The 11,832-nt window shown below is 41.8% G+C and carries 13 protein-coding genes; 2 read left to right on the top strand and 11 right to left on the bottom strand.

What is annotated here, in order from left to right; all coding sequences use genetic code 11:
* Nucleotides 1–118: 118 nt before the first annotated feature.
* The 8 genes from fusA to fkpA form a co-directional block, all read right to left on the bottom strand.
* Nucleotides 119–2,227 (bottom strand): elongation factor G, encoded by a 2,109-nt coding sequence (gene fusA, locus AAC147_RS10680; RefSeq protein WP_047680824.1) that lies wholly within the window; start codon nucleotides 2,225–2,227, stop codon nucleotides 119–121.
* Nucleotides 2,228–2,331: 104 nt separating this feature from the next.
* Complete coding sequence (gene rpsG / locus AAC147_RS10675; RefSeq protein ID WP_038269448.1) at nucleotides 2,332–2,802, bottom strand: 30S ribosomal protein S7; 471 nt, start codon at nucleotides 2,800–2,802, stop codon at nucleotides 2,332–2,334.
* 98 nt (nucleotides 2,803–2,900) lie between these two features.
* Nucleotides 2,901–3,275 carry a 30S ribosomal protein S12 gene (rpsL, locus tag AAC147_RS10670; protein WP_038269449.1) on the bottom strand — a complete coding sequence of 125 codons (375 nt, stop codon included), beginning with the start codon at nucleotides 3,273–3,275 and terminating at the stop codon, nucleotides 2,901–2,903.
* 217 nt (nucleotides 3,276–3,492) lie between these two features.
* Nucleotides 3,493–3,780 carry a sulfurtransferase complex subunit TusB gene (tusB, locus tag AAC147_RS10665; RefSeq protein ID WP_047680821.1) on the bottom strand — a complete coding sequence of 96 codons (288 nt, stop codon included), beginning with the start codon at nucleotides 3,778–3,780 and terminating at the stop codon, nucleotides 3,493–3,495.
* A gap of 19 nt (nucleotides 3,781–3,799) precedes the next feature.
* Nucleotides 3,800–4,159: a sulfurtransferase complex subunit TusC gene (gene tusC / locus AAC147_RS10660; RefSeq protein ID WP_047680818.1), complete on the bottom strand. Its 360-nt coding sequence runs from the start codon at nucleotides 4,157–4,159 to the stop codon at nucleotides 3,800–3,802.
* A 31-nt stretch (nucleotides 4,160–4,190) separates the two neighbouring features.
* Complete coding sequence (gene tusD / locus AAC147_RS10655) at nucleotides 4,191–4,586, bottom strand: sulfurtransferase complex subunit TusD (RefSeq protein ID WP_047680816.1); 396 nt, start codon at nucleotides 4,584–4,586, stop codon at nucleotides 4,191–4,193.
* Nucleotides 4,586–5,323, bottom strand: coding sequence for a helix-turn-helix transcriptional regulator (locus tag AAC147_RS10650; RefSeq protein WP_047680813.1), 738 nt, complete (start codon nucleotides 5,321–5,323; stop codon nucleotides 4,586–4,588). The genes tusD and AAC147_RS10650 overlap by 1 nt, the downstream gene beginning before the upstream one ends.
* 379 nt (nucleotides 5,324–5,702) lie before the next feature.
* Entirely contained in the window at nucleotides 5,703–6,467 is a 765-nt protein-coding gene (gene fkpA, locus AAC147_RS10645; protein WP_052189469.1) for an FKBP-type peptidyl-prolyl cis-trans isomerase, read from the bottom strand.
* A 344-nt stretch (nucleotides 6,468–6,811) separates the two neighbouring features.
* Between fkpA and AAC147_RS10640 the strand changes: the two genes are divergently transcribed.
* Nucleotides 6,812–7,030, top strand: coding sequence for a SlyX family protein (locus AAC147_RS10640; RefSeq protein WP_047680810.1), 219 nt, complete (start codon nucleotides 6,812–6,814; stop codon nucleotides 7,028–7,030).
* A 120-nt stretch (nucleotides 7,031–7,150) separates the two neighbouring features.
* Here the strand turns inward: AAC147_RS10640 and slyD are convergent, their stop codons facing one another.
* Nucleotides 7,151–7,687: a peptidylprolyl isomerase gene (slyD, locus tag AAC147_RS10635; RefSeq protein ID WP_047680807.1), complete on the bottom strand. Its 537-nt coding sequence runs from the start codon at nucleotides 7,685–7,687 to the stop codon at nucleotides 7,151–7,153.
* Between the two features lie 139 nt (nucleotides 7,688–7,826).
* Entirely contained in the window at nucleotides 7,827–8,030 is a 204-nt protein-coding gene (locus tag AAC147_RS10630) for a YheV family putative zinc ribbon protein (protein WP_047680805.1), read from the bottom strand.
* A gap of 224 nt (nucleotides 8,031–8,254) precedes the next feature.
* Here AAC147_RS10630 and AAC147_RS10625 point away from each other — a divergent pair, with 224 nt between their 5' ends.
* A complete protein-coding gene (locus AAC147_RS10625; RefSeq protein WP_047680802.1) occupies nucleotides 8,255–10,207 on the top strand; it encodes an ABC transporter ATP-binding protein in 1,953 nt (650 codons plus the stop codon).
* Between the two features lie 352 nt (nucleotides 10,208–10,559).
* On the opposite strand, the gene AAC147_RS10620 is transcribed toward AAC147_RS10625, so the two are convergent.
* Nucleotides 10,560–11,450 carry a LysR family transcriptional regulator gene (locus AAC147_RS10620; protein ID WP_047680800.1) on the bottom strand — a complete coding sequence of 297 codons (891 nt, stop codon included), beginning with the start codon at nucleotides 11,448–11,450 and terminating at the stop codon, nucleotides 10,560–10,562.
* Nucleotides 11,451–11,832: the final 382 nt, after the last annotated feature.

Here is an 11,832-nt window from a genome sequence, read left to right as displayed (position 1 = left end):
CCAACGTTAACGTGCGGTTTGGAACGTTCAAACTTTTCTTTAGACACGACTCTATTCCTTAATACCGCTCCCCCGTCATAAATGATGAGGGAGCTAAAAAGATAGTAAACTCGAAAAATTATCTAGATTTACGAGCTTCGATAATAGCCTGAGCGACGTTGCTCGGCGCTTCGTTGTACTTCAAGAACTCCATGGAGTAAGAAGCACGACCTTGGGTCTGAGAACGCAGGTCAGTAGCATAACCAAACATTTCAGACAATGGTACTTGAGCACGAACAATTTTGCCCGTAGCTACATCATCCATACCATCGATCATACCACGGCGACGGTTCAAGTCACCGATGACGTCACCCATGTAGTCTTCTGGTGTTTCCACTTCAACTTTCATGATAGGTTCCAGCAGAACTGGTTTCGCTTTCATGAAGCCTTCTTTAAATGCCATGGATGCAGCAATTTTAAAGGCGATTTCTGAGGAGTCAACGTCATGGTAAGAACCATCGAACAGGGCAACTTTAACGTCAACAATTGGGTAACCAGCCAGAACACCGCTCTTCAGCTGTTCCTGAACGCCTTTGTCGACGCCTGGAATGTATTCTTTAGGAACAACACCACCAACGATTTCGTTCGCGAATTCGTAACCAGCGCCACCCGCTTCCAGAGGTTCGATACGCAGCCATACATGACCATACTGACCACGACCACCTGACTGTTTAGCGTGTTTACCTTCCTGCTCAACAGAAGCACGGATAGTTTCACGGTAAGCAACCTGAGGTTTACCCACGTTCGCTTCAACGTTAAATTCACGACGCATACGGTCAACCAATACGTCGAGGTGAAGTTCACCCATACCGGCAATGATAGTCTGACCAGACTCTTCATCACTGCTCACGCGGAATGATGGATCTTCCTGAGCCAGACGGCCTAAAGCGATACCCATTTTTTCTTGGTCAGCTTTAGTTTTTGGCTCAATAGCAACAGAGATAACTGGCTCTGGGAATTCCATACGCTCCAGGATAATTGGTGCGTTCAGGTCACAGAGAGTATCACCTGTAGTGACATCTTTCAGGCCGATAGCAGCTGCGATGTCGCCTGCACGGACTTCTTTGATTTCTTCACGTTTGTTAGCATGCATCTGAACGATACGGCCAAAACGTTCTTTTTTGTCTTTAACCGGGTTCAGTACAGTGTCACCGGAGTTAACAACACCAGAGTAAACACGGAAGAACGTCAGGTTACCCACGAATGGGTCGGTAGCGATTTTGAACGCCAGAGCAGAGAATGGCTCGTCATCGCTAGAATGACGTTCTGCTGGAGTATCTTTACCGTCTGGCAGCATACCTTTGATGGATTCAACATCAGTTGGTGCTGGCAGATATTCGACAACTGCATCCAGCATTGCCTGAACACCTTTGTTCTTAAATGCAGAACCACAGGTAACCAGGATAATTTCGTTAGCCAGAACACGCTTACGCAGAGCTGCCTTAATTTCTTCTTCAGTCAGCTCTTCACCGCCCAGGTATTTATCCATCAGCTCTTCTGATGCTTCTGCTGCGGATTCAATCAGGTTCTGATGCCATTCCTGAGCCTGCTCAAGCATGTCAGCCGGGATATCTTCGTATTCGAAGGTAATACCCTGATCTTCGTCGTTCCAGTTGATTGCTTTCATTTTCAGCAAATCAACAACACCGGTGAAGGAATCTTCTGCACCGATTGCCAATTGCAGAGGAACAGGGTTAGCAGCCAGACGAGTTTTGATCTGTTCAACAACGCGCAGGAAGTTCGCTCCCATACGGTCCATTTTGTTAACGAACGCGATACGTGGAACGTTATATTTATTCGCCTGACGCCATACAGTTTCAGACTGTGGCTGAACACCACCAACTGCACAGTAAACCATTACTGCACCGTCAAGAACACGCATAGAACGTTCTACTTCAATAGTGAAGTCAACGTGGCCTGGGGTGTCGATGATGTTGATACGGTGTGGCTCATACTGTTTAGCCATACCAGACCAGAATGCGGTAGTCGCAGCAGACGTGATGGTAATACCACGTTCTTGCTCCTGTTCCATCCAGTCCATAGTAGCAGCGCCATCATGAACTTCACCGATCTTATGGCTTACACCAGTGTAGAACAGAATACGTTCGGTGGTAGTGGTTTTACCCGCGTCAATGTGCGCGCTGATACCGATATTACGGTAACGAGTTATAGGGGTTTTACGAGCCATTTTTTCCTCTCTCGTGGGCGTTCAATATTCGTTCAATATTAGAGAACGGGTAGCTAAGCAGCTACCCAGAACATATTCACTGCCGATGGTATAACAAAAATGGATTACCAACGGTAGTGTGCGAACGCCTTGTTAGCTTCTGCCATACGGTGAACGTCTTCACGTTTCTTAACAGCAGCGCCTTTGTTTTCAGCCGCATCAGATAATTCATTCGCCAGGCGCAGAGCCATCGACTTATCACCGCGTTTACGAGCAGCATCAACGATCCACCGCATTGCCAATGCATTACGACGAACCGGACGAACTTCAACTGGAACCTGGTAGGTAGAACCACCTACACGACGGGATTTAACTTCCACAGTCGGGCGCACATTATCCAGTGCCAGCTCGAATGCTTCCAGATGATCTTTACCAGAACGCTGAGCCAGGGTCTCAAGCGCACCATATACAATTGCTTCTGCGACAGACTTCTTACCGTCTACCATCAGGATATTTACAAATTTTGCCAGCAGTTCAGATCCGAACTTTGGATCTGGCAGAATTTTACGTTGACCAATTACACGACGACGTGGCATGGAAATACTCCGTTTCGAATTTCAGGGTTGTCCAAAACTCTACGAGTTTATTCTGACATTAAAGTAAAAAATGTTTGGCCTTACTTAACGGAGAACCATTAAGCCTTCGGCTTCTTCACACCGTACTTAGAACGACCTTGTTTACGGTCTTTAACACCGGAACAGTCCAGTGCACCGCGAACAGTGTGGTAACGCACACCTGGCAAGTCTTTAACACGACCGCCACGGATCAGGATTACGGAGTGTTCCTGCAGGTTGTGGCCTTCACCACCGATATAGGAAGTCACTTCGAAACCGTTAGTCAAACGAACACGGCATACTTTACGCAGTGCTGAGTTTGGTTTTTTGGGAGTAGTCGTATATACACGAGTACATACACCACGTTTTTGCGGGCAAGCTTCCAGAGCAGGAACGTTGCTTTTCACAACTTTCGAGCTACGAGATTTGCGAACCAGCTGGTTAATAGTTGCCATTATTAAAAAAGCTCCTGGTTTTTTGCTTCGTAAACACGGATTTTACCCTCTGTCAGTCATGATGACAAAACGAGAGGACGCGGAATTTTATTGCTGACTTGACGAGGTGTCAAGAAATATACAGCCTTTCTATGGTCGGCGTCGTCAAAGAGTTAGCAAGTCATTTATTGCTGGCTGAATACTACAGGCAGTATCTTCGGACAAAATACAGAAATATCTACCAACTGAAACTTTGCTGGTGTTTCACCGTTAAGCTAACAAAACCGTTATAATTTACCACCTGTACACGATCTGAAACTTGCTTAACAAGCCCTCGTGCCTCCAGATCATCCTGCAAAGCATAGATACCGGCTCCTGTGCGGATCAACTCAGCTAAATAGCGATTACCATTCACACTGAGCAATACCCCATTCTGAATCAGCAGAACATCATCCACATCAGTGATCAAGCCAAGTATTGCATTGAAGTCATCCTGGTAAGGTGAGCATTTAACAGTATATAACATGTTATCTCTCCAAAATAGATTAAAATTTCAGCACAATATCATAGCCTGATAACATTTGCCGAATGGCCACAGCGGAGAGAAACTCGGCCTCCAGAATAAAATGACTTTCCGGGTTAAATCCTCTAACCATCAGGTCTTCAAGGCAAATATAATACTTATCAATATCATACAGAGATAAAATCTTAAATGTTGAAATGTAGTCACGTGACAGAATTTTATCTGGTTGCTGATCGGACAGTAGCTGGAATACTCCATCAGAAATAAAGAATACCCCCATCTGCTCTGTTAATGCTGATGTTGCGAGTAGAGCATCCAGCCCTTCTCTACCAGCAGAAGACCCATGGGGAGCTTCAGTAAAAACGAAGGCGATTTTTTTCATTATTACCCTCAATATCCTTTTGCCTATGCCCCTAAAACTGTACCACGCGATCACATAGCATCATGGCCTCAGCCAGAGAACCAAGGCCACTGAGTTCAAACCCATTGGCCAGATTCGCAGCATCCAGATTCAGTTCATTTGCCTGTTGTTCATCTACAACACCACGTCGCAACGCTGCCGCAACACAAATGGATAAATTAAACTGGTGCTGAGCAGCCAATGATTGCCAAGCTCTGACGAGATCAAATTCATCATTAGCAGGCGCTAGCAGCCGATTGCCATTCTGAACGCCGTCACGATAAAAAAATATGCTATGCAATTTATGGCCAGAAGCAATAAGCGCCTGAGCAAATTGATAAGCACTACTGGCTTGCTGAGTTCCATATGCTGGCCCGGTCACCAGAAGACAATAAGACAGTGGCGACATTACTTCTCCAGACTCGTACATTCACCACTTTTAAACTGGCGAATATAAAGGTATACCGTATGTTTGGAGATATTCAGTCGATCAGCAACCTGATTAATAGCATCTTTAATATCAAAAATACCTTTCTCATAAAGATTCAGGACAACCTGCCTGTTTTTCGCATTATTGGAAACATTGCGATCAGCATTTACCTCTTCAATAGTATATTCCAGAGTCTGAGCAACCAGATCATCCACAGAAGAAGCAAAATTGACGTTTGAAGAGACTTCGTGAGTTTTTTCCGGAATAAAAGTCTGAATAATTTCAGAAAAAGGAACATCCAGATTCATATTAATACACAAAAGCCCAATCACTCGACGCTGACGATTACGAATCGCAATCGTAACAGATTTCATCAATGCGCCACTTTTCGCCCGTGTGAAATAGGCCCTGGAAACACTGGCATCTTCATCCGTCATATCGTGCAGCATTCGTAATGCCAGATCAGTAATGGGAGAACCAATTTTACGGCCCGTATGTTCGCCATTAGCTATTCTGACAGCTGAACATTTAAGGTCTTCCAGTGAATGAAGAACAATTTCACAATGCCCACCAATCAGCATAGCCAGGCCATCAACAGCAGCTTCATAAGACTTTAAAATTTCATGATCCGTTTCACTGAACGGTTGGTTTTCCAGTAAATCAATATCGCTGTTATCACCAGATATTTTATCACCGGATAATAGTGGGGTAGACATGTAATACACCATCCTTCAAGCTTAGACTTCACCTCACCAAAAGCATCAGAGTGAGATTTATTATAACCGCAATTTAACAGAAAACATTCCAAAAACGCTGTATTCTATCCAGAATAATGACGTTAAAACTACATTAAATTGCCGTCAAGACCTTGCTGAATAGACTGCCAGAGGTTATCACAGCGTTTATGTTCAAATGTACCTGATATATGAGAAAATTATTCTATTTAATATTGTATAAAATAATAATTGGAAAAATTCATTCTCTATATTTACGTTTATTACTTACTAAATTTACTAAATCGAAGTAAATATTAGTATAACAAAACAGGGACCTGATAGCCCCTGTTATAAAATCATGTATTAATTACGATGAAAATTATTTTGCTTTCGCGTTAGGTTTAATATCCAACAATTCAATTTCAAAGACTAAAGTTGAGTTAGCTGGAATTTCTTGCACGCCATTTTTGCCATAAGCCAACTCAGGTAGGATGACTAATTTCATTTTTCCACCTTTTTTCAGATGCTGAAGACCTTCTTTCCAGCCCTGAATCACTTTATCCAGAGGAATCGACAGAGGCTCTTTGCGTTCATAGGAGCTATCAAACACTTTCCCATCAATCAAACTTCCTTTGTAATTCACAACTACGGTATCGCTTGTTGCAGGTGTTTTACCACTTCCTTCCCGCTCAATTTTATACAGAAGACCAGATTTCGTTTTTACAACTCCCGCCTCCTTAGCAAACTGCTCCCGGAATTTATCCCCTTTCTCACTATTTTCACTGGCCTCTTTCTCCAGCTTGGCCTGTAAAGAAGCTCTAATTTTGGCATCAAACTCACTAAGGACTTGCTGAATTTCTGTGTCATTCAGTTTACTTTTGTTATTGACGGCATCTTCAAAACCAACCAAAAGCTGAGACTTATCAATATCAATACCTAGCGCTTTCTGTTCGTCCAAAGATTTTTCCATATAGTGACCGATGGAAGCTCCCAATGCATAAGAATCCTGCTGTTCTACTGTCTTAAAAGCCTTATTCAGTTTCACTTCATCGCTGGTTTTTGTTTCAGCAGCCATTGTATACGGTGCACTGAATGCCATTGCCAGTGTAGTTGCCAGTAAGGTTGTTTTTAACAATGATTTCATCTTATTCTCCAATAAATTTGACTGAGTTTGCCGTCAGCAAAAATCATGCAACCACATGTACTATAACTGCCTACAAAAACCAATAACAATATTTGCTATACGCCGCCCTGAAAAATATTGAAACAATCTTGAAGTAACTCATTGAACAAAAAGCTTTCCTATTCTCCACTTTCTCTCCATTTTACTTTTCAACTTCACCAAAATTTTCACCTTCACCAAAAGATTTAGACATTAAGGTTTCTCTATTAGGCTTTGGGCATGAGGCTTCAAGTATTATAGTATCGATTTAAATACAATAATCATTCCGTCGAGTAATGACATGATTAAAGACAGGAGAAAAAGTGATGGTATTATCCAGCCTTGAGCAGAGATTTGAGCAACTGGAAACTAAACTGGCCTATCAGGAATTTACCATTGAAGCGTTGAATCAAGAAGTCAGAAAACAGCAAGTAGAAATGGATAAGCTAAAAGAACAGCTAAAATTAATGGCCGAACGACTTAAAACTCATCAGTCATCAATTATTGCACCACTTTCAGAAGAAACGCCCCCACCCCATTACTGAAAACAGAACCACTGAAGCCGATTCCGGCTATCCGATCGGGGGAATCGTCTGCCAGGGAAGGCCAAAAGATCGACAAAAAGAGAAGCTAGCCAGCTTCCCTTTTTTCAGCTAACCCGCTGATTAATGGCAACCACCGCCACAACAGCTATGACCTTCATGATCATGATGGTGATCGTGATCACCGCAACCATCCTGTCCATGTACGTGACCATGAGCCAGTTCTTCTTCTGTCGCCTCACGAATTGCTACAATTTCAACGTTAAATTTCAGGTTCTGACCAGCCAACATGTGGTTACCATCAACAACAACTTCATCACCTTCTAAAGCGGTGATTTCAACAGGCACAGGCCCCATATCGGTATCCGCCAGGAAACGCATACCAACCTGCAACTCTTCTACACCAACAAAAACATCTTTTGATACGCGCTGAACTAAGTTCTCATCATACTGACCATACGCATCATTTGCTTCAACGCTAACATCAAAACGTTCACCAGCCTCACGACCTTCCAGCGCTTTTTCCAAGCCGCTAATCAGGGAACCACGGCCATGGAGATAGTCTAACGGTGCGCTCACCGGAGACTCATCAACTAAAACACCATCTTCTGCTCTTACTTGATAAGCCAAGCTGACCACCAAATCTTTTGCTACTTTCATGACATCTCCTACGATACCCAGGAAAAAACGTGGGAAAAATGGTTACGACTAAAAAAATGCCGCTGATTGTACCGGAATTCTACTTCACTGTACCTAGTGATGGGAAAATTTATCCGTTACCCATTGTAATTACATTGAGTTATTGAGGTGTAAAAATGCCGATAACTTGTTCCTGCTTTCTGACATGAGACGTTACAGCCTCATCAGTTTGCCGCTGAAGATGTCCACAGTGAACACATTCGACAATATCAACTCTGTTTTCCTGCCACATTGCCAAAGTATCCTGTGACTGACACTTTGGGCACACAGCACCTGCTATAAAACGTTTACGACTCACTGACATATTTACCCCCATTGCTGTTCATGCCTGATGCGGATGAATCCCTAACCTGATTAATGTTTTACGCAGTCGTTTCACTTCGCTCATATCACCCTGTTAGATGACAATAACATCAGTTCCCTCCCAGGACGTGTCAGACCGCCTATTTTCCGCTACCATGCACGCCAAGCTATCAAAACGAATATATATAATGTCATTAACTTAACATATCCCATACAGACAACATCATGATTGTTTTTTCTTCTCTGCAAATCCGTCGTGGCATTCGCGTCCTACTGGATAATGCCAACGCAACCATCAATCCCGGCCAAAAAGTGGGATTAGTTGGTAAAAATGGTTGTGGTAAATCAACCCTACTCTCATTACTGAAAGGTGAACTACAAACTGAAAGTGGCTCTGTAACATTTCCCAACAATTGGGCTTTAGCCTGGGTGAATCAGGAAACGCCAGCTCTGGAGATTTCGGCTCTGGAATATGTGATCGATGGTGATCGTGAATTCCGCCAACTGGAACAGAAACTGCGAATTGCCAACGAACAGAATGATGGTCATGCCATTGCACACCTTCACGGCTTGCTCGATACTATTCAGGCATGGACAATTCGTGCCCGTGCATCCAGTTTACTGCATGGGCTGGGATTCTCTCAGGCCCAACTGGAGCAACCTGTCCGTTCATTTTCCGGTGGCTGGCGTATGCGACTTAATCTGGCTCAGGCGCTGATTTGTCGTTCTGAGCTATTGTTGCTCGATGAACCCACCAACCATCTTGATCTGGATGCTGTAATCTGGCTCGAAAAATGGCTGAAAAACTATACAGGTACTTTAATCCTGATATCGCACGATAGAGATTTCCTCGATCCAATCATTGATAAAGTCCTGCACATTGAACAGCAGAGCTTATTTGAATACACGGGCAATTACTCTTCTTTTGAACGGCAACGAGCAGCCAAACTCGCCCAACAACAAGCTACATACCAAAGCCAGCAAGAAAAAGTAGCGCATTTGCAAAGCTACATTGATCGTTTTCGTGCGAAAGCTTCCAAGGCAAAACAAGCTCAAAGCCGAATCAAAATGCTGGAGCGAATGGAGTTGATTGCGCCTGCTCATGTTGATAACCCATTCCGTTTCAGTTTCCGCCAACCAGACAGCCTGCCAAATCCACTATTAATTATGGAAAAAGTCAGTGCCGGATATGAAGATAAAACGGTACTGAACTCAATCAAATTAAATTTGGTTCCGGGCTCACGAATTGGCTTGTTGGGTCGTAACGGTGCGGGTAAATCAACCCTGATAAAATTACTGGCAGGGGAACTCATTCCACAACAAGGGGAGATTTCCTTAGCCAAGGGCATCAAGCTAGGATATTTTGCACAACATCAGTTGGAATACCTTCGCGCAGATGAATCTCCTTTACAACATTTAGCCAAACTTGCTCCTCAGGAAACAGAACAACAGCTAAGAGATTATCTTGGTGGTTTTGGTTTCAAAGGTGACCAAGTGACCGATCCAACTGTGCGTTTCTCAGGAGGAGAAAAAGCCCGATTGGTGCTGGCGCTGATTGTCTGGCAACGTCCGAACCTTCTGTTGTTGGATGAACCGACCAACCACCTTGATCTCGACATGAGACAAGCATTGACTGAAGCCCTGATCGATTTCGATGGCGCTCTTGTCGTGGTATCGCACGACAGACACTTATTGCGTTCCACGACAGATGAACTCTATCTGGTACATGATGGCAAAGTAGAACCTTTCAAAGGTGATTTGGAAGATTACCAACAATGGCTGACAGAATTACAACGTCAACAGTGGCGTGAAAATCAGGAAAAGGAAAAAACAGCTCCCAGTATAGATGATTCTGTAAATAACATTCAAAATTACAGTGCACAAGAACGCAAAGATCAAAAACGGCGTGAAGCAGAATTCCGTAGCCAAACGCAACCATTGCGTAAACAACTCACAGTGCTCGAAAAAGAGATGGAAAATTTAAGTACAAACTTGGCAAGTTTAGAAGAAAAACTTTCAGATAACACAATATATGAAAGTGAGCGTAAAACTGAATTAACGGAATGCTTGCATCAACAAATAAAGACTAAATCCAGACTGGAAGATATTGAAATGGAATGGTTAGATATTCAAGAGCAACTTGAAAAAATGACAGAAACATTTAACATCAATCAGTAAGTCTATTACCATTCAATTATTTCCAGGCAATGATTACCGGATATTTTAATTCAATACCCGGTAATCATACTTTATATCGCAAGCCCCCTAAACTGACTATGTATTCCCAAACATATTATGTGCACAAATAAGAAAAGGAGTTCATCTAAAATGAATTATCTTACTGACCTTAAAGATGATAACTCATTTAATTAAAAAGTATTTTTATAATTGTAAGACATCAGTAATTCTAATAAACATTCTATGTTCCTTAACGAAAACGGCCTTATCATTTATGATTTAAATCTGATTTCATAACAGAATATATTAAGTATAACAATAGAATAATTCACTGATCACTTATAAAATTATTTTACAGATTGGCCACCAATGCAGAAAAACTTTCGGCATCATCAATCAAATCATCATCTATTGACTTGCCCCATACTACACCTAAATCTATCTTCTTATCAGTTTCAATAATTTCTAACAAATTCATATAATAATCAGGAATTGCAGCAATCATCCTTTTAGGTACACAGGCATAAGTACCACTCTTTGTAATCATCTCCATAATTAACATGATATCATTTGTTTTTAATAACAAACCCATATTATCACCAGTATAAACAGGAAAGACATTCAGACAATCATTCAGGTCAATCACCTCTTTTTTTCCCGACGAACTGCTCAGAAAATTCTTATGCTTAGACTTGCTGTTTTCTGTTCTAAATTTAGATATCAATTGACTCCTTTTTCTAAAGATATAAACCAATTTTTCAGTAAAAGTTTTTTTCGGCTCTAACTGTGTCACAGCCACCAATGGCACTACAGCTACATGGAGCATTCCCACATTCAACAAACTAATCTGCTGCTCAACTGACAATCCTGTCATCAAAGCCAGCACAACATTCCCTTTCTTCCCTGCAAGCTGCTTTTCTATTTGCGAATAGTTATGAGTGGAAAAACAGGAACCAACATATAGGTGCCTGACAAGTTCCCTTTTTGAATCAGACTGTACCTGACTTTTAAACTGTTCATAATGCGTTAAAAACTTCCTGGCATTTTCCAACGTCTTCTGCCCAAAATCTGTTAATCTTGTTCCACTTGGCCCCCTTCTGAATAATGAAGCCCCCAGAATACCTTCCAGACCATGTATTTTTTTCGTCAAAGCAGGCTGAGAAAGGTAAAGTTTCTCTGAAGCCTTATGATAATTAAGAGTCTCAGCCAAAACGATGAAAGCTTCAAGATTGCGTATATCCATGTTCTTTCGCCCAATGGTTGTGAATAAAAACAAAACATTACAGATTCATGGTGATAGCATTTTAACTTAGCGTTTCGCCAAAGGTTTTATCGAGACTACTGGTCAAAATGTTAACCAGTGAAATGTTAGTTAATTAATAAGGATACAATTAGCAAAAAATTTACTATTGTGTTTTAATCACACAAATTAATAATAAAAACTAAGAAAAGCATATCAAACTAGTTTACTCGTATAATGACACAACCCATAGTTTATTCATGTATTCTTATAACAAAATCCATCCATTCTTTATCACTAATTCATATTTAACGCTTATCACGTGTTAATCTTAAAATACATCCATCTACGTAATATAATTTATAACCCATTAGAAGAAAATAAA

This window comes from Xenorhabdus sp. NBAII XenSa04, assembly GCF_963866145.1.
Lineage (GTDB): Bacteria > Pseudomonadota > Gammaproteobacteria > Enterobacterales > Enterobacteriaceae > Xenorhabdus > Xenorhabdus indica.
This window is presented reverse-complemented; position numbering and strand designations above follow the sequence as displayed.